The organism is Calothrix sp. CBUCES-K 9914 (assembly GCF_059640475.1).
Genome location: NZ_JBXXZH010000017.1, coordinates 49,634 through 69,221, shown reverse-complemented (window position 1 = coordinate 69,221; position 19,588 = coordinate 49,634). Strand labels below are relative to the sequence as shown.

13 protein-coding genes, 1 tRNA gene and 1 pseudogene are annotated in these 19,588 nt (G+C 38.7%); 4 read left to right on the top strand and 11 right to left on the bottom strand.

Going from position 1 to position 19,588, the window contains the following annotated elements; genetic code table 11:
* Positions 1 to 198: 198 nt before the first annotated feature.
* From AC2JBO_RS05895 to AC2JBO_RS05880, 4 genes and pseudogenes are all read right to left on the bottom strand, one after another.
* A pseudogene (locus AC2JBO_RS05895) lies at positions 199 to 504 on the bottom strand (DUF305 domain-containing protein); the annotation flags it as partial.
* 278 nt (positions 505 to 782) lie between these two features.
* Complete coding sequence (locus AC2JBO_RS05890) at positions 783 to 1,400, bottom strand: TMEM165/GDT1 family protein (protein ID WP_496952702.1); 618 nt, start codon at positions 1,398 to 1,400, stop codon at positions 783 to 785.
* A gap of 610 nt (positions 1,401 to 2,010) precedes the next feature.
* The gene (locus tag AC2JBO_RS05885; protein WP_496952698.1) at positions 2,011 to 2,688 is read right to left on the bottom strand and encodes a tetratricopeptide repeat protein; all 678 of its coding nucleotides are present in this window, start codon (positions 2,686 to 2,688) and stop codon (positions 2,011 to 2,013) included.
* Positions 2,689 to 2,785: 97 nt separating this feature from the next.
* Positions 2,786 to 4,096: an Nramp family divalent metal transporter gene (locus AC2JBO_RS05880; RefSeq protein WP_496952697.1), complete on the bottom strand. Its 1,311-nt coding sequence runs from the start codon at positions 4,094 to 4,096 to the stop codon at positions 2,786 to 2,788.
* Positions 4,097 to 4,263: 167 nt separating this feature from the next.
* Between AC2JBO_RS05880 and AC2JBO_RS05875 the strand changes: the two genes are divergently transcribed.
* Positions 4,264 to 5,172, top strand: coding sequence for a cation diffusion facilitator family transporter (locus AC2JBO_RS05875; RefSeq protein WP_496952696.1), 909 nt, complete (start codon positions 4,264 to 4,266; stop codon positions 5,170 to 5,172).
* A 21-nt stretch (positions 5,173 to 5,193) separates the two neighbouring features.
* Here AC2JBO_RS05875 and AC2JBO_RS05870 read toward each other — a convergent pair whose 3' ends face one another.
* On the bottom strand, positions 5,194 to 5,607 hold the full coding sequence (locus AC2JBO_RS05870) for an ArsR/SmtB family transcription factor (RefSeq protein ID WP_496952695.1): 414 nt from the start codon (positions 5,605 to 5,607) through the stop codon (positions 5,194 to 5,196).
* Positions 5,608 to 5,743: 136 nt separating this feature from the next.
* On the opposite strand from AC2JBO_RS05870, the gene AC2JBO_RS05865 reads away from it, so the two are divergent.
* Positions 5,744 to 8,272 (top strand): heavy metal translocating P-type ATPase, encoded by a 2,529-nt coding sequence (locus AC2JBO_RS05865; RefSeq protein WP_496952694.1) that lies wholly within the window; start codon positions 5,744 to 5,746, stop codon positions 8,270 to 8,272.
* A 347-nt stretch (positions 8,273 to 8,619) separates the two neighbouring features.
* Here AC2JBO_RS05865 and AC2JBO_RS05860 read toward each other — a convergent pair whose 3' ends face one another.
* A complete protein-coding gene (locus AC2JBO_RS05860) occupies positions 8,620 to 9,066 on the bottom strand; it encodes a hypothetical protein (RefSeq protein WP_496952693.1) in 447 nt (148 codons plus the stop codon).
* Positions 9,067 to 9,385: 319 nt separating this feature from the next.
* Here AC2JBO_RS05860 and AC2JBO_RS05855 point away from each other — a divergent pair, with 319 nt between their 5' ends.
* On the top strand, positions 9,386 to 9,706 hold the full coding sequence (locus tag AC2JBO_RS05855; protein WP_496952701.1) for a WD40 repeat domain-containing protein: 321 nt from the start codon (positions 9,386 to 9,388) through the stop codon (positions 9,704 to 9,706).
* Between the two features lie 333 nt (positions 9,707 to 10,039).
* Here the strand turns inward: AC2JBO_RS05855 and ligA are convergent, their stop codons facing one another.
* From ligA to AC2JBO_RS05835, 4 genes are all read right to left on the bottom strand, one after another.
* A complete protein-coding gene (gene ligA, locus AC2JBO_RS05850; RefSeq protein ID WP_496952692.1) occupies positions 10,040 to 12,130 on the bottom strand; it encodes an NAD-dependent DNA ligase LigA in 2,091 nt (696 codons plus the stop codon).
* A 151-nt stretch (positions 12,131 to 12,281) separates the two neighbouring features.
* The gene (locus AC2JBO_RS05845; RefSeq protein ID WP_496952691.1) at positions 12,282 to 13,340 is read right to left on the bottom strand and encodes a vWA domain-containing protein; all 1,059 of its coding nucleotides are present in this window, start codon (positions 13,338 to 13,340) and stop codon (positions 12,282 to 12,284) included.
* 483 nt (positions 13,341 to 13,823) lie between these two features.
* A complete protein-coding gene (locus tag AC2JBO_RS05840; RefSeq protein WP_496952690.1) occupies positions 13,824 to 15,194 on the bottom strand; it encodes a hybrid sensor histidine kinase/response regulator in 1,371 nt (456 codons plus the stop codon).
* Between the two features lie 52 nt (positions 15,195 to 15,246).
* The gene (locus AC2JBO_RS05835; protein WP_496952689.1) at positions 15,247 to 17,601 is read right to left on the bottom strand and encodes an ATP-binding protein; all 2,355 of its coding nucleotides are present in this window, start codon (positions 17,599 to 17,601) and stop codon (positions 15,247 to 15,249) included.
* 310 nt (positions 17,602 to 17,911) lie between these two features.
* On the opposite strand from AC2JBO_RS05835, the gene codA reads away from it, so the two are divergent.
* Complete coding sequence (gene codA, locus AC2JBO_RS05830) at positions 17,912 to 19,165, top strand: cytosine deaminase (RefSeq protein ID WP_496952688.1); 1,254 nt, start codon at positions 17,912 to 17,914, stop codon at positions 19,163 to 19,165.
* A gap of 330 nt (positions 19,166 to 19,495) precedes the next feature.
* On the opposite strand, the gene AC2JBO_RS05825 is transcribed toward codA, so the two are convergent.
* Positions 19,496 to 19,566: transfer RNA gene (locus AC2JBO_RS05825), tRNA-Gly, on the bottom strand.
* Positions 19,567 to 19,588: the final 22 nt, after the last annotated feature.

The following is a 19,588-nucleotide window of genomic DNA, read 5'->3' as shown; positions in this document are numbered from 1 at the left end:
TGGTTCTTCCGTACATAGCGTGCTAAATTTTAATTAAAATCGATAATTATCCTTTATAATCAAGGCTTACAGGCACTTATAGTTGAAATTCCAGTAATTTTATTTTTATAAAGCCAATAATGGCTGTAAAATAAGCATAGCAAGGGTTAAAAGCTATTTTTTTAACATATTTAGCACGCGCTTTGTACGGAAGAGCCGTTTTGCCATTATTACGGCGCCTTCATGGTGCGGAACCATTGAGTCGATGAACCGCAAATCGTAATTTGTATCGGCTGGACCTAAATCCATTGACATGTTATGGTTCATCCCGCCATGATTCATACCATCATGATTCATGCCACCTTGAGCCACCTGCTTGTCGGAAGCTTCGGTTGCAGTGGAATTATTAGATTGGACTTGGTTTTGGGATGCAGTTGTGGAACATGCAGCTAGGGCGCCACTAGCAACAGTTGCCATAGCTACCAAACTAAATGCGAAAAATTTATTTTTGAGTTTAGATTGCATAATTCATGATTTATCATTACCTGATTAGATTTTAAAATCTCCAGTTAAGTGGAGATTCAACCCAAACAAGTAATTTTTTTGAGGTTAAGTGCAGTAGCTAGGATGACAGACTGACAATCACACTACTGCACCTATTACCTAGTTTCGCAAACAAAAATGAAATCAGGATGAAATTAGAAGCGAATTGAAAAACCTAGTAGCAAGGGCCACGGTTATTCAAACGTCGTCGGTGCCGAAAAGTTGCAGCAATCTTTAAATGGCGCCAGTTTAACAGTTTGCTATGTTTTTTCAAAGATTGCGACTATGGCAAAAATCAAAAATAGAAATCCACCAATTGCAGTCACCATCCGTTCAGAAATTCTGCCAGCAATTAAACGTCCACCCAATACAGCAATTACTGTGCAGATAGCGTGTCCGATAATGGCGCCAACTGTAACACCAACTGCGTTGTTGGATGCTGCAAGCGTAACTGTCGCTATTTGTGTTCTGTCTCCCCATTCTGCTAAAAATGTCAAAATAAAACTTTCCAACAGAATTGCTAAATTAGTATTGCTGTTTTTAAGATTCTTTTCACTCACATCAATAGCTTTTTCTGCTTCTTCTACAACTTTACCATCAGTCTTTGCTGGCATTTGACTAGCATCATAAAGTAACTTAATACCGAAAAACAAAAATAGTCCAATACTAGCGTAGTGCGTATAAATTTTCGGCAAAAACGCAATCAACTGTCCAATTGCAACCGATAAAATTGTCATTGCAGCAAGCGCACAAATAACCCCTATGAAAACTAACTTTCGGGAATGACGCATCGAAAGGATAACCGCAATGAAAAATGTCTTATCACCTAGTTCAGAAATTGTAATCAGCATTAAACCAGCTGTAAACGCTGTTAGCACACTCATTCTCCTCAAAATTTACAGCAATTCATTTGAGTGAGTTTGATGAGCGTACCAACACTTCACCAAGATCACACTCAAATGTGAACTTAGTGAAGGTCTCGCTTTTCAAGCACAAATATTTAGCTAAATCTATCTCATATTCTAGACTTAACTAAATGCGGAAACTTGCTACCCAAACCAGGCTTATCGCCAGTATGTTGATTTAGGTCACTGGTAACATAACCAGTAGCTACTCCCCTTCAATTAATTCTTACTATACATCAAAAAAATTAAAAAGACAAGTTTCTAGAAACTGATTTAAACACTAAAAATCTTGGTTATCTGAAATTTTTTTCATATTCTTATCATATTTCAGGATATTTTGATTTCATATTTTATAATATTGAACAAATTTTTCATATTTTATTCATATTTAATATTTGATAGTTTTGGTAATTAATAGACTATATCAATAAAAGGTCAAGTCAAATTGTACCCAGAATATAAGCGAATGACTGTTTAGTACAGACAAATGTTTCCCCTACTTCACTTCTTTTATCAATTTACATAAAAAATTAAGGTAAGCAAACTTTGCTTACCCTATTAATTAAATATTTGGGTCTTAATTTTATTTCTGAATTTCTTGAAGAATAGATTGTGTTTGCTGATACCCTTGAGTATCTCGCTGCTGTTGAAATAAAGTCGCTGCTTGCTGTAAATCAGTAATAGCGTTGCGTTTATCTCCTAGAGCGTATCGTGCCAGCCCTCGACTGCCATAAGCATCAGCTAATTTAGGATTAATTGCTAACGCTTGGTTAAATTGTGCTAACGCTTGTTTATGGTTTCCTTGTCTATAGTTGAGAAGTCCCAAGTTGTAGTAACCATCTACAAACTTAGGATTGATTTTGATGGTTTGGTTAAAATCCGCAATAGCCGCATTTACATTTCCAAGTTCAGCATATAATGTTCCCCTGACATTATATGCATCAAGGTGTCCGGGACTCAGTTTTACGGCACGACTATAGTCGGCTAGGGCAGCTTGGTAGTCGCCAAGTTGCGCTTTCGCTTGTCCTCGTAGACAATATGCTTCTGAATATTCTGGTTTTAACTGTACTACTTTATCAAAATCCGCGATGGCGCCTGAGAAGTTACCTTGAGCAAGCTTTTGCACGCCTTGATTGTACGATAGTTGAAAATTTGTTCTTTCTACAGGCTGTTTTGGTGCTTGTGCAAAACTAACTGCCGATATTGCACATAACACGCTACTGATTCCCAAAATTGCGACGGTTTGCTTAATATAGTTCATGGTGCCTTTCTCCGCTTAGGTGCATTTTGAGGCACAATTACACGGAACTGTTCCCCACACCTCTATTTTAAACCCTTAAAATAATCAATATTAAAACTTACATAGATAAAATACTTTGCAATAGCAACCACATATTCAAGCATACAATCACAATTGCTACTAATATTGAAATAAATTTTAACCAAAATGGATTAACAAATTCACCCATTAAGCTACGGTTACTGGTAAACATTACTAATGGAATGACTGCGAATGGTAACTGTAAACTCAGAACCACTTGACTAAAAACTATTAAATTACTAGTGCTTTTTTCTCCAAAGAAAATTATTGCAATTAATGCCGGAATTATTGCAAGCAGACGGGTTACTAAACGACGTAGCCAAGACGGGAGGCGAAATTGCAAAAATCCTTCCATTACAATTTGACCTGCTAAAGTTGCAGTTAAAGTTGAACTTTGCCCCGAAGCAAGTAGCGCAACACCAAAAATTGCGCTAGCTGCACTAACACCTAATAATGGTGAAAGTAATTTATATGCGTCTTGAATTTCTGCTACGTTTTGCAAACCAGAGAAATGGAACGTTGCTGCTGAAACAATTAGTATTGCTGAATTAATCAAAAGTGCTAAAGACAAAGCGACAGTTGAATCAATTGTACTAAATTTTATTGCTTCCCAGCGTTTTTCAAGAGTTGGCTGCCAATCGCGCGTCTGTACTATGGAAGAATGTAAATATAAGTTGTGCGGCATTACCGTGGCGCCTAAAATACCAATGGCAATGTATAGCATTTCAGGATTCTTTAAAATCTCAGGCTTAGGTATATATCCTTGTAAAATTCCGCCTAAATCAGGTTGAGAAAATAGAATTTCCGCTGTGAAACAAATCCCTACAGTCGCAACCAGCAAAATAACCAAACCTTCAGTATAGCGAAAGCCTTTACCCTGCAACAGCAATAAAATTAGTACATCTGCGGCTGTAATACATACTCCCCAAATTAGAGGAATGTTAAAGAGAAGTTGTAGAGCTATAGCACTTCCCAGCAACTCCGCTAAGTCACATGCAGCAATTGCAATCTCGCACAGTGCCCACAAACAAAAACTTACCTTCTTACTAAAATAGTCTCGACAAGCTTGTGCTAAATCTTTCTCCGTTGCTACCCCCAACCGCACGCACAACGATTGCAGCAGTATCGCCATTAAATTAGATAGTAAAATTACTGACAGCAAAGTGTAACCAAATTTTGACCCGCCAGCAATATCCGTTGCCCAGTTTCCAGGATCCATATACCCAACTGATACCAGGTATCCTGGCCCCGCATACGCCAGCAACTTCCGCCAAAACCCTTTATCGTTGGGAATTCTAATGCTGCGGTGTACTTCCTGTAGGCTAGGTCTGTCTTTAGAATGAGTCATTGAATTATACACAAAAATTTTTCATTTTATTTTCATAATCTATGTCTATAATACATTTACCATTTTGATGACATACATAAAGAATAATCAGTAAAAGTCTCAAGGTTAATGACAACTATTGTAGAATTTGGTACTGTTAACTCGGAATCACGGTTGCGTTTATCCTGATGAGTAGTCGAACAGCTCGCTCTTATGCTTTCCTATCGATTGCAGCGGCAGTCGTTACCATTGTCCTGAAGTTTGGGGGATACCAGCTAACGGGTTCAGTGGGGCTGCTTTCAGATGCGATTGAATCGATTGTAAATCTCGTGGCAGCATTGGTAGCTTTGTGGGCATTAACTTATTCTGCCAAACCTGCCGATGCTGAACATGCGTTTGGGCATTCCAAAGCAGAATATTTTTCCAGTGGTGCGGAAGGCGCCTTAATTGTAGTAGCAGCCATCAGCATTACTGTTGAAGCTTGGGGACGTTTATGGCATCCAGAACCCTTAACACAGCTTGGATTGGGGTTAGCACTTTCGCTATTTGCAACAGCAATTAATGGCGTTGTTGCTTTTATCTTGCTACGGGCAGGGCGCCGATTGCATTCCATTACGCTCAGGGCTGATGCTCACCATCTGTTCACCGATGTAGTGACTTCCGGTGGTGTGGTGCTTGGAATTTTTCTCGTTAAGATAACAGGTGCTTTGGTGTTTGACTCAATTGTTGCATTGATAGTAGCAGCAAATATTATGTGGACAGGAATCCGTTTGCTGCGTGAGAGTGGTAGCGCGTTACTCGATGAAGCTTTGCCATCTGAAGAAATTGACGCAATCACTAACATTCTCAACGATTACAAACAGAATAACGTCCAGTTCCATGCCTTACGAACCCGCATCGCTGGAAACCGCCGCTTTGTCTCCTTCCATGTTCTTGTGCCAGGATTTTGGACAGTGCAGCAAGGGCATGATTTGTGTGAGGCGATTGAACTTGCAATTATCCAGGCATTGCCTCTGACCCACGTTACAACTCACCTAGAACCTGTAGAAGACCCCGTCTCCTGGCAAGACCAGGAGTTGGAACGTTCGAGTCTTTAATCATCACTAGAAAACTTAAGCTTATGAGTTTCCTAAATCCTCTGCCAAAACGCTGTAAAGATTAAAAATCGTACTACCCGCCAAACTATAATAGATTTTCCTTCCTTCACGGCGATATTTTACTAAACGCATCACTTTAAATAGACGCAGTTGATGACAAACCGCTGATTCACTCATATGAGTTAATGCAGCCAAATCACAAACGCATAACTCCTGTGAAGCTAGCGCAGAGACTAATCGTAAGCGATTTGGGTCTGCTAATACTGCAAAAACTTCTGCCATCTCTTGCGCTTTATCTATGGGCAGAAGCTTTGGCATTGATGCACGTACACTATCGAGATGTACTAAATGCTCATCACATTGTAACCGTTCAGAGAAGGCGCCATCGTTTTGATACTTGTCTACGTTTTTCTTAGAAACAGCTTTTTTTACCACTTACCTTACTTTTGAGAATGATTACTAGTCTATATTATATCATATTTTAACAATTGTAATAATTGAATAGTTATTCAACTTTTGTGTTAAAGTCTTAGTAAGTAAGAAGCTAAATGTCAAAATTTCTCCAAAACCCATGAGCAAAACACCTTCCCTCAAATCCCAGCAGTTCCAAGTCTCTGGCATGGACTGCGGAAGTTGTGCGAAAACTATAGAAGTAGGTTTACAGCAATTGGATGGAGTAGCATCTGTTTCTGTAAGCTTTGCTACAGAAAAAGTCAAGATTTCCTATGATTCAGTGAAAGTTAGCGAAGAAGCTATTTATAACCGGATTAGAGGCTTGGGTTATACAGTTGAGCAGAGCAATACAGTTGATAAAGAAGTGCATTCTCATGTTCATGACCACGTTCACAGTCACGCTTGCGACCATGACCATGACGATGACCACCACGAACCACATCATAACCACGGACATAATCAAGTCAAAGTGGCTGGGGCAAAAACTTTTAGTGCAAAGATTCATGGGATGGACTGTGGAAGTTGTGCAAAAACTGTAGAAGCTGGTTTGCAGCAACTTGCGGGTGTTTTCGATGTATCGGTTAGCTTTGCCACTGAACGACTACAATTATCCTACGAACCACAATTAATTCAGGAAGAAACGATTTACGAGCGGATTAAGGATTTAGGTTATACTGTTGAACAATCTGTTGATATTAATTCTCATCATCATGACCATCACGAACATAAAAGTCCCAAACCTACACAACAAAATGCAACAAGCTGGCAATTCTTTCTTCATAACCGTCGCGCGCAAAGTGTCATTTTGGCAGGATTCGGATTAGTTTTAGGTTTAATAGCTCAAAATTTACCATTATCTATTTGGGTAGCACGCGCGTTTTATGGTGTAGGAATTATTATTGCTGGTTATCCTGTAGCGCGCGCAGGTTTATTTGAATTGCGTATACGTCGCGCTGATATGAATTTGCTGATGAGCATTTCTGTTATCGGCGCCGTTGTTCTCGGAGACTGGTTTGAAGCAGCTTTAGTAGTTTTCCTATTTTCCTTGGGTAGTACACTACAACTTTTTAGTATTGGTCGCACTCGGAACGCTATTCGTGCATTAATGGATTTAACACCAGCAACTGCAACTGTAAAACGTAATGGTAGAGAAGAAACAGTTAATATCGAAAGCGTTCAAATTAACGAAGTTATTACAATTCGACCGGGACAGCGCATAGCATTAGATGGGTTGGTCGTTTCTGGTAGCAGTGCTGTTGATCAATCGCCAATTACAGGAGAATCAATACCTGAAGATAAAGAGATTGGTGATACAGTCTATGCAGGCACAATGAACCAAACAGGATTTTTAGAAGTAAAAGTTACTCATACAGCTTCAGATACTACAGTCGCCAAAATTATTCACTTAGTCGAACAAGCACAAGAAAGTCGGGCGCCTTCGCAGCAATGGGTAGATAAATTTGCCGCAATTTATACACCAATTGTAATTTTAATCGCGTTATGTATTGCTTTCATTCCACCCCTAGCGTTTGCCAAGTCATTTAATATATGGGTATATCGCGCGCTGGTAATGTTAGTAATTGCTTGTCCGTGTTCGTTAGTAATATCTACTCCTGTTTCTATAGTTAGTGCAATCGGTGCCGCAACTCGTAACGGCGTACTATTTAAAGGAGGTCATGCACTAGAAACAGCAGGTAGATTACAAACACTTGCATTTGATAAAACAGGTACAATTACGCGCGGATTGCCACTTGTCCAAAAAATTTACAACACTGATAAAATTAGTGCAGAAATGGTGCTGTTAATAGCTGCATCATTAGAAGTGCAATCTGAACATCCTTTAGCAAAAGCAATAGTTACAGAAGCAAAAAGTAAAGGGATGGATTTAGTGGCGCCTAATAACTTTAAATCATTTACAGGACAGGGAATTTGGGCAAGCTTAGGAGAACAAATTTATGTAGTTGGCAACCGTCGTCTGTTCAAAGAAGTTGGTATTCCAATTTCAATTCAAGCCGAATATACATTAACTCAAATTGAAAACCTTGGACAAACCCCTGTGTTGGTGGGGAATGACAAAGAATTTTTAGGCGCCATAGCACTGGCAGATGGATTAAGATTAGAAACAAGCGAAGCACTACATCAACTCAAACGACTCGGACTAAAACAGCTAGTAATGCTCACAGGAGACAGAAAAGCAGTAGCTCAACAAATTGCTGACTCTGTAGGAATTAACGAATATCGTGCAGAACTTTTACCGCAAGATAAATTAAATGAAATCCGGCAATTGCGAACTACTGGAACAGTAGGTATGGTAGGTGATGGTATAAATGATGCCCCAGCATTAGCTGCTGCCGATATTAGTTTTGCATTAGGTACAATAGATATTGCCCTAGAAACCGCAGACGTAGTACTTGCAGGAAGCGACTTGAGAAAACTTCCTTACGCAGTTGAATTGAGTCGTCGCACAATATCTATAATTCAACAAAACGTAGCGTTTTCATTACTAACTAAAGCATTATTCTTATTACTAGGTACATTCGGCATTGTTGGACTAGCAGTTGCAGTATTAGCAGACACAGGAAGCTCTCTCCTAGTGACAGCGAATGGAATGCGGTTGTTTAAAGCTAAGTTTGATGCTCTTTCTTAAAAACTCTTCCTTTGTGTCCTTTGCGCCTTTGTGGTTCATTTTTCTTACCCACTCAGATTAATTTTACCACAGAGACGCAGAGGACACAGAGAAGAGTATTATAATTATCATTATATACAGATATTTAAACAATATATGCAAATCAAGCAAAAATTCAATACTCTTACTTATAATTTTTCTATTTTTGCACAATTGCTGAAAAATTTCTAATGAAACGGGCAAGGATGCCCATTCCACAAGACAAACTAATCAACCATCCGTTACACCCGTTGCATCCGTTGCCTAGAGGTCATTTCCAATTAAAATTAACGGCGCCCAATAATAAGGATGTTGATAACCGACACTAACTAAGGAATATCTACTACCTCAATAACTACAAGCAAAAGTTTTGCCTCTTTTACAAAAGCATCCCACCAAAACCAATATCTTTTATCATTGGGATCAAACCAACTTATCCAGTCCATCACAGACCAAAGCTCTTCTGCTTCACGTACTTGTTCTTCTCTGGAAAGTGTTCTCCATCTTGCCAAATTTTCCTCTTCCTCCTCTATTGTCATCTCTGGGGCACAACGTTCAACAAACCATGTTGGTAACAATGATGACCATTCATTATCTGATGGCCAATTTTTTTCATATTGACTAAGAACTACAGCTAATACCTCTCTACAATTATGTAGAACTTGATGGGCATTTCCTGGGCAGTGAGCATTAAATAAAATTAGTGCAGCACCTTCTACTTTATCTTTTGGGTCTGGTGCAGTAAATAAATGCTGTAATTCCGAAGCTGGTTTCATATTTACAACCTTTTATACCACTCGGTTAAGGTTTTTATAGCATAATTATATCCCCCCTAGTCCTCCTTAATAAGGGAGGAAAAAAGGCGGTCTTTAGCCCCCCTTACTAAGGCAGCAGGGCTGATTCATTCTTGGAAGGAAATTAGGTTCAGTTTAAATTTTCTACAAAATTACACGTAACTTCTTCTTTTCTTTGTGCCCTTTGTGCCCTTTGTGGTTTATTTCTTTAAAGAACCACATAATCCGGAGGATTTCCCGCAGGGTAGACACGAAGAACACAAAGGGCAATAGCGATTTTTATTTTTAGAATGAAACAGCCCTGCCTTTACTAAGGGGGATTGGGGGATCACACAAGGCGCCAGTTTGGGGAATCGCCTTCAGTCCCGATGGTAAACGAATAGGCAAGTTACTTAACACGTTATCAGGGCATCGTGGCATGGTGTTGAATCTTGCTTTTACACCCGACGGTAAACATCTGTTATCTGGTGGTGATGACAACACACTTATGATGTGGGATTTACAGAAAATTGGCGCCCTTAATCCTCTAGAATACGCCTGTAATCAAGTGCGGGATTACTTACGCACTTCGGTTGAAGTAAACCAGAAAGATCGGCATTTGTGTGAAGGTTTTATAGATTAACGCTCATCCCCCTTTTTAAAGCTACGGTGTACACACATCTTTATAATCCTTCTCAATATCCCTCCTTTATGCCCTTTGTGTCTTTGTGGTTTTTCCTTTTTATGAACCACAAAGGCGCAAAGAACACAAAGAAAGAGAAGAAAGGTAATTTTTAGAGGCTTATGTGTACACAGGAGGGGGGATCAATTTCGATAAAATTCCTTAACCGAGTAGTAATTGGTGATGGTGCGTAACTGCACTTGAATTTTCGTTTTATTTGTTGTTTTTTCAAGCAGTTACGCACCCTACGTTTACGTTGGGTTCCGCAAAGCCTCCACCCAACCTACAAACGAATTAATCATCCGTTACATCCGTTGTATCCGTTGCCAGCATTTCTAGTAATTGGGTTTCACTCAAGGTTTTGACACCTAGTGATTCGGCTTTTGCTAGTTTGGAGCCTGCCTCTTCACCTACTACTAAGTAGTCTGTTTTTTTGCTGACTGAATCAGTAACTTTACCACCTGCTTTTTGAATCAAAGCTTTGGCTTCGTCGCGCTTTAGTGTTGGTAACGTTCCTGTTATTACGAAGGTTTTTCCGACGAAGTTCTCATTCTCACTACTACTATCGGCAGGCGCCTCACTTGCTTCTAGTTGTAAACCAGTTGCTTTTAATCGTTCGATTAATGTTTGGTTTGAGGGAATGCGGAACCATTGATATATACTGTCGGCTATTTCGGCGCCTATTCCATATATACCTTCTATTTGCGCGCGGTTTGCTTCAGCAATTTTTTCTACGGTGGAGAATTTTTCTGTTAACGTTTGGGCTGTGACGTTACCAACGTGCCGAATTCCTAAACCATATAGCACTCTTGACCAAGGTTGATTTTTTGATTGGGTTATTGCTTCGACTATTTTCTCTGCCGATTTTTTACCCATTCGTTCTAATGCACATAATTGCTCTGGTGTCAATTCATATAAGTCAGCAACTGAATACACTACACCTTTATCGACGAGTTGATGCACTAGCTTTTCACCCATACCGCGAATATCTAATGCGTCACGACTTACCCAATGTTCTATCGAACCTTTTAAAATAGCTTGGCACGATGCGTTTACACACCGTGTTACCGCTTCGTCTTTTTCCCGCACTACAGGTTGACTACACACGGGACAGTTACTTGGCATTACGAACGCTTGTGTTCCATCAGGACGCAGTTCTTTGAGTACACGCAATACTTCGGGAATAATTTCCCCTGCTTTACGAACTATTACTGTATCACCAATCCGAATATCAAGTTGAGCGATGCGGTCGCCATTATGTAAAGTCGCTCTAGATACGGTTGTACCTGCTAATTGTACCGGACGCATTTCTGCTAATGGTGTTAATGCTCCCGTTCTTCCTACATTCACCGAAATATTTTCGACGATAGTCGGCGCCTCTTCAGCAGCATATTTTAAAGCTACAGCCCAACGGGGAAACTTTTGTGTAAACCCTAATTGTTCTTGTAGCTTGAAGGAGTCTAGCTTTACTACTACCCCATCAGTCATATAGGGTAAATTCAATCGTTCGGTATCCCAATACTCGTAATACTCTGTAACTTCTTGTAATGAAGTACACAGTTTCATCTTGGGGTTAACTTTAAACCCCATCTTTTGTAATAATTCCAGGGCTCCCCACTGAGTATTCGCAATACTGGTATCATCAAGACCGGGAATATGTAGAGTATAAGCAAAAAAATCTAATTGTCGCTTGTCTACTATCTTAGGGTTGAGTTGGCGCAAAGTTCCAGCAGTGGCGTTGCGAGGATTGGCAAATAGAGACTCACCTGCTTTTTGTCGTTCCTCGTTAATTTGCTTAAATATATGTAACGGTAAAAACGTCTCTCCTCGTACTTCCACACGTTCAGGGATGGCGCCACCAAAAGCTTCGGCATTTAACCGTAATGGTATTGAACGTATTGTGCGTACATTTTGAGTAATATCTTCACCCGTTAGACCATCACCTCGTGTGGCACCGCGCGTTAATAAACCATTCTCATATGTTAAAGCTAGGGCATTACCGTCTATTTTTAACTCACACACATACTCAACGTCTTTCTGGTTCTCCTTTATTAAAGACGGAGGTAAATGTCGGCGCCAGCGTGCATCCCAGTTTTTTAGCTCATCAACATTAAAGGCGTTTTCTAAACTATATAGCGGCACATTATGACGTACCGTAGTAAATTGCGTAGCAGGTCTTTCACCAACCCGTTGCGTTGGACTATCAGGCGTAATGGTTTCAGGATACTTAGCTTCCAGGTCTTGCAATTCCCGATAAAGCCTATCATAGACAGTATCCTCCATAATCGGGTTATCTAGAACATAGTAAGCGTAGCTGGCTTTCTGTAAAAGCAACCGCAGTTCTATAATTCTCGTTTTTACATCCGTTACCGTCGATTCAACCATATTCACTTTCATCGCGCGCTGGATTTATATAGTAATAAGGGAAAGGGGAAAAGGGAAAGGGGCTAAAGAAGTAGAAAGTGCGCTCGTGCTAGGTGCTGAGTATCTTAACTCCTAACTCTACTCAGCACGAGCGCACTTTTAACTTAACACTCTATTTATGCCAGTCTTCTACTTCATAGAGGAATTTTGTACCACCGATTAACTTACGATTTGCAGAGGTACTTTGCACGAAAACCATGTACTTTTCCAAGTTGTTTGGTTTTATACGCGCGGTTTCACCTTCGGGTAGACCCAACATTTCGCGCGCAGCTTGTCCCTCAAATAAGTCCCCTGTTACCCTCTCCATCAAAATAATTTCTTTATAACCTTGAATAGTCTCTGTTTTGGTAAACTCGTAAAAACCGCGTCCAACTTTGAAATTTAAACCGTTTTCTAAAACAAATCCTTTTATAGAAACATTATTGTCAATGTCGAGAACCTGAAATCTACCTGGAGATACCGCGCGTAAATCAGCAGCTTGAAACATTGTAGTTTCTTCACGGTTCAACATCGAGTTAAAAATCCGGTTTAACCCACGACTCATTCTTCCTTGCGCGACTACTTCTTGTTCGTATGCTTGCAGTTGTTCGTTCGAGGACTGCTGATAACAAACTGCTAAGAATAAATCAGTAATATATGAAAACTGGTCAAGATTAACGTGAAAACCACCTGATTGTTCAGCTAATTCTTTATAAAATGGTGTTGCATGTGAACGATTCAGCGCTTGCACTCCGTAAACTGTAACGCCTTTGTCTGCTAGTTTGTTTATTTCCTGGCGCCAGTTTAATTTTTGCGGGTTTTGTGCAGGTGCATGAGGAATATCATCACCAATTAATACTAAAGATTTTGATGCCGACTCAGACCAAGCAAAAGACTGCGCTTCGTGTAATACCAATTCATAGCATTCTGGTGCATCACCACCACCTGTTGGTTCAACGTTTTGAACAAAATTACAAATCGCATCTATATCGCTTGATAAATTGAAATGTTTGGTGACATATGTTGAACCTGCATCGCAATAGTCACCATGTGCAATAATACCAATCTTAATTAATGGAATCTCATTCATTAACCGAGTTACGGTTTCTTTGATTTTTCGTCGTACCTGTGTTAAGCAAGGATACATACTGCCTGTAGTGTCAAAACTAAAAACAACTTCTATGCTGCTCATAATCAAAGCCTCTTTTTTACTAGTTTTTTGTGTCGATTTTAACTTTTATTAGTCAGGAAGTTACAACAAACGCGCGTAAAATTTATCTAAGTTTTACACTTGCGTTTATATTTAATGAAGTACTAAAAATTCTGTTGTTTACGATTTTGATCCCCCCAACCTCCCTTAATAAGGGGGCTTAAAAAATACTATCCTTGTTCCCCTTCGATGCGAAGGTTAAGAAAGACTATTCTTGTTCCCCCCTTATTAAGGGGGGCTAGGGGGGATCAATTATCGAAAGTTATGTTTGCAATTCTTGTAAGCAGGGTTGAATTATAACTAGAGTTATAACAGGCAAGCAATCGCTGAAATTTAGCATTGTAGGCGCCTTCCTTAACTTGTTAGTAATATTATACTACGAAAATCAAAAAAAAGCAAGGTTATTCATGAGATTTGCTTGATTTAATAAAAATTAATTTAGTTTAACTTAATTTAATACAAGCCTTACTTAGTATAAAAAGGAAGCTGAATAATAAACTCTGTACCTTTACCAGGTGAGGAAATACATTCGAGGGTGCCACCATGTTTTTCGGTAATGATATGGTAACTGATGGAAAGACCTAAGCCAGTACCTTTACCTTCAGGCTTCGTAGTATAAAAAGCTTGAAATATTTGGTCACGTATTGATAAATCCATTCCTTTACCGTTGTCACCGATTTGAATTGTGACATTTTCCCTATCAGCGGTGGTGCAAATACAGATTAAGGGAATTGTGAGTACATTGTCAGGAGTTAAATATTTATCTTTAGTAGTTGGGTAGTCACTATCTTGTAGTCCTTCATCAATAGCGTCGATAGCGTTAGCGATAAGATTCATAAAAACTTGGTTAAGTTGTCCCGGATAACATTCAATTAAGGGTAGATTTCCATATTCCTTGACAACATGAATTGCTGGACGAAATGTTTGGGGTTTGAGACGGTGTTGAAGAATCATTAAGGTAGTTTCAATACCTTCATGAATATCCACAGCTTTTTTCTCTTTTCCATCAGCGCGTGAATAAGTTCGCATCGACTGCATAATTCCACGTATTCTGTCGCTTCCCAATTTCATAGACGAAATTAATTTTGGCAAGTCTTCAGCAATATGGTCTAAATCTACTGACTCAATAATTTCTTCAATCTCACTACCTGGTTCGGGAAACTTTTCTCGATAAAGTTTAAGTAGGTTTATCAAATCGCGCGCATACTGGCTAGCATGATATAAATTAGTTGAAATAAAGCCAATAGGGTTATTAATTTCATGTGCAACCCCCGCAACCATTTGTCCTAGTGAGGAAATTTTCTCGGTTTGCACTAGTTGTAACTGAGTTTTTTGAAGTTCTTCTAATGCTTCTGTAAGTTCAGAAGTTCTTTGAAGAACCCGCTCTTCTAACTTTTGTTTCTGCTGATCTAACTCGATGTTTAAACGTCGTAGCTTTAATTGTACATTAATTCGCGCGATTACTTCTTCTTGCTGAAACGGTTTTATTATATAGTCTACAGCTCCCATCTGGAAACCTTTAACTTTTTCGCTAGTGTCAGATAAAGCTGTCATAAAAATAATGGGAATATCCTTTGTGAGGGGATTTGAGAGTAACTTACGGCAAGCTTCAAAACCATCTATTTTTGGCATCATTATATCGAGCAAGATTAAATCGGGTGGATTATTTAGTGCTTGCTCAATACCGGAAAGTCCATCCATTTCTATCAATACTTCATACCCAGCATCTGATAATGTTGTATATAGAACTTCTAAGTTAGTTGGACTATCGTCGATTACCAAGATTGTTTCGACTGGTCTAATATCTGAATTTTGTGTTTGATTATCGTTTATCATTGTTTTACGTTATAGTATTTATTTATATGTATAATAATTTAACTCAGTTTCTTTATGACCGTATATACTCCTGTATAAAGTTTCTGATCTTTTGTATATTAAGATTCTTTACATACTTATTCAGTTGCCTAACAAAAATATGATATTTTTCATCCATTCGGGCAATTTTATCTAATTCTTGTTTTATTCCTTTTATTTGTCCTTTGCGTGCGTATTCTAGCAGCATTGTTAAATCTGAAACTGGCGGTATTACCATTGCGCTTGTGAATACTGTTACAGACTCACTCGATGACTCAACAGGAGGCGCCGCATAAGTCCAATTAATTTTGAGATGCTTGGTTAACATGTTATATAATTCCTCTGGCTGTATTGGTCGCGTCAGAAAACCATCGGCGCCAGCGACCAAAGTTTTTTGACGGTCGATTGCATAGACATTCGGTGATGCAATAATGATTACAATATCTTGAAAAACTTCTGATTGACGCATTTTAGACAGCATTTCCCATCCGTTCATTATTGGCATAGTGATATCAGAAATTATTAAGTCAGGATGATATTGATGTGCTTTATGAATACCCTCCTTACCATTACTAGCTTCAATAACTATAAAACCGAGCGGTTCGAGTAAACTAATAAATAAGGAGCGATTTTCCCAAGAGTCATCGACAATTAATATCTTCCTCTCATTACCCGAATAACCAATAATTTTACCGCGACTAGTAATAGTGCTACTTTCTGTCCAGTCTTCAGCAATTCGACATTCGATTTCAAATTCAAATAAACTACCAACTCCCACTTGACTTTTTACTTGAATATTACTACCCATCATTTCTATAATCTTTTGGCTAATAGTCAATCCTAATCCAGTGCCTTCGTTTTGTATTTGATTACTCATCACCTGTTCAAAAGGTAAAAATATTAGTTCCATTTGCTCAGGTTTCATTCCAACACCTGTATCTACAACAGTAAAATTAATCTTGATATGATTGGATTTACTAGTATAAAATTTTACTTGTAATTTGACACATCCGGCATCGGTAAATTTGATAGCATTACTAAGCAGGTTTATTAAAACTTGTCGTAATCTTTTTTTATCAGTGCTGATTCCTGCAGGTAAGTTAGGAGGTGATTCGTAGACAAAATCAATACCCTTTTGTTCAGCTTTAATTCGACATACTTCAACAACTCCTTGTAGGAAAGATGGTAAATGAAAATCTACAAGCTGTAGTTCCATTTTTCGCGCTTCAATTTTGGATAAATCTAAGATGTCATTGATTAAGTTAAGTAAATTAAAGCCACATTCATATATCGTTTTAATTCCATGCTTTTGTTCTTCTGTTAAATTTTGTGAGTTAGCCAGAATTTGAGCATAACCAAGAATACCATTGAGTGGAGTTCTTAATTCATGACTCATCGAAGCCAAAAATTTGTTTTTAGCCTGATTTGCTGTTTCTAAGCTTAATTTGGTCTTTTTGTGTGCTTCCACGACGGCTTTAAACTGGTTTAATAAGTCATAAACAGAATTCGCTAGTTTTGATGTATCATAGTCTTTAGTTACAGGAAATTGAAAGTCAACTTGAGAATTTTTTTTGACTTGATTACTTGCTCGTTGAGTTATATCAATGATATTTGTAATTGGATTTGCAATTTTATAACTTAGTGAGCGAATAAATACATATGTAAATACAAGACTTATATTAATACTAACAACAATAATAATTATCCGGATTAATTGTAAGCGACTGAAATCGTTTTCGGCTTTTTCTTCTTGCTGCTCTGCTATTTCGATTACACTAGCTAGTTGGTGTGTAAATTCTTGCGTTTCTTCTGTTTCCTTACTGACATATAAATCCGAGAATGATTCTTTAACTCGAAATGCTTGCCTTTCTAACGATTTAATATCGGTTTTCTTCAACACGTTTTCTAAACTTTGAAGATAATCTAAATAGTTATCCCTATATTTATCGAATAAATGCTTAAACATTTGATTCGAGGATTTTTCTTTTTTGCGGTTGAGTTCTGTAAATACTTGTCTACTTTGTGTGATTCGTGTTAAAGCTGCTGATTTTGCCTGTTGAAAGCTTTTTGGTTTTTGTAGTGAGCTTGGAAAACTATTCACTGTTAATAAACTCAGTGTATTTGAGTGTAAATCACTTAATAACTTACGTTCACGTCGTACTCGAAGACGCTGCTCATTCGCTTGTGATTGAAAAGAATCACTAATTACAATAGGCGCTAAACTACCAAACATCGCTATGAATACCGCGATTACATATCCAAAAAAAATTTTTCTTTGGATAGTCAAGCGATTATTTTGATTTACTAAGTTAAGTAGCCATTTCGATATTGCTACTCTCGGTTGTCTCTTGGGAGCTGGATTTGAGTTTCCATTTGCACGGTGGTTCATGAGTAGCACATAATTTAAGTAAAATAACGTAGACGCTAGTAGCACATATTTAAATTTTTACGTATTACAACAGTTGACAATCTCCAGAATGTAGAGACGTGATATATCACGTCTCCATAACCCCAAATATCAGAATGAACGTGTATCTGTATAAGATTTACATCCTCCTAATTTATAGTTCCCAAAAAGGAAGTAAGAATTTACACACTTTTTAACTTTAAATTGGCGCCTGTTGGTACAAACGGTGATGTAAGTATTATTATTGAAGAAGTGCTGAAGCATTTATTACGAGTAAGGGATGCACGCGAGTATGACTCGTTATGATTTACTGTTACGCCAAGCTAAACTGATAACGGTGCCCCATAATTCTGGGTTGGTCGATATTGGTATTAAAGACGGGCAAATTGCTGAAATTGCATCCGCTATCACTGGTGATGGATTAGTCGAGCTTAATCTAGATGGTAAATTAGTATCACCACCCTTTGTTGAGTCACATATTCATTTAGATTCGGCGTTAACTGCTGGAGAACCTCGCTGGAACGAAAGTGGCACTTTGTTTGAAGGTATCCAAATTTGGAGTGAGCGCAAACAAAACTTATCGGTAGAAGATATAGTGACGCGCGCTGTCGCAACTCTTAAACAGCAAGCCGAACAAGGAATTTTATTCGTGCGAACACACGCGGATGTTAGCGAACCGCAATTAATTGCACTCAAAGGTTTACTCGAAGCGCGCGAACAAGTAAAAGACTGGATAACTGTACAAGTAGTTGCATTTCCCCAAGATGGTATTTTCTCAAATCCTGAAAACGAAGTGCTACTCGAAAAAGCTTTACAAATGGGCGCCGATGTCGTAGGAGGCATACCCCATTACGAACTTACCCGTGAATATGGGGTAAAATCGGTTGAGCGAACCTTTGAATTAGCTCAACAATACGACCGCTTGATTGATATTCATTGTGACGAAGTTGATGATGAGCAATCACGGTTTCTTGAAGTTGTCGCAGCAGTTGCCACACGTACCGGAATGGGTAAGCGTGTCACAGCAAGCCATACAACTGCCTTTGGCTCATACAATAATGCTTACGCTTTTAAATTAATGGGGTTTTTACAGCGTGCGCGAATCAACTTTATCGCTAATCCACTCATTAATATTACTTTACAAGGACGTGCTGACACATACCCCAAACGTCGAGGTGTAACGCGCGTTAAAGAACTTTGGCAAAACGGATTAAATGTTAGCTTTGGACACGACTGTATTCAAGACCCCTGGTACAGTTTAGGTACAGGAAACATGCTCGATGTTGCCCATATGGGTGTTCACGTATGCCAAATGACTGGAATACCTGAGATAAACGCTTGCTACAATATGGTAACTGTAAACGGCGCCAAAACTTTACACGTCGAACATATATATGGTATAGAAGTTGGAAAACCCGCATCGCTAATTGTACTAGATGTCGATAGCTGTTATGATGCGATTCGGTGCCGTACTAAACCACGCTATGTAATTTCACAAGGTAAACTACTCACTCAAACTACACCTGAAGTAACAAAATGGTTGTAAATTTTGATGCTGTCAAGGTTTAGCTTCATTTTGACTCTCGAGCTGCTCTATCATATTGATGTGTCTTCGTGCTTTTTGTGTAGGGAATACTTCCAGAAATACAAAAGTCAGCTATCAATCCCTGTGCGGGTATAGTCGAGAAAACTTTTATGCTAGCTTCCTGGGCTAATCGTTCTTGAGTTGACTGTTAAAGCTGGTAAGCTCGATGATAAGGGCTTCATGTTTAAACATTTTTCACTGTCAATTAAAATGACCTTTCCCAAATACTAACGAAATTTCAGCTTCATGCTATTCTGCCATAGAAGCCTGACAATATATATTATAATAGTAAGCGGGTGAGGGGAATCGAACCCCTATCATTAGCTTGGAAGGCTAAGGTTTTACCACTAAACTACACCCGCAAATTTCTACTCTAAAATTTGC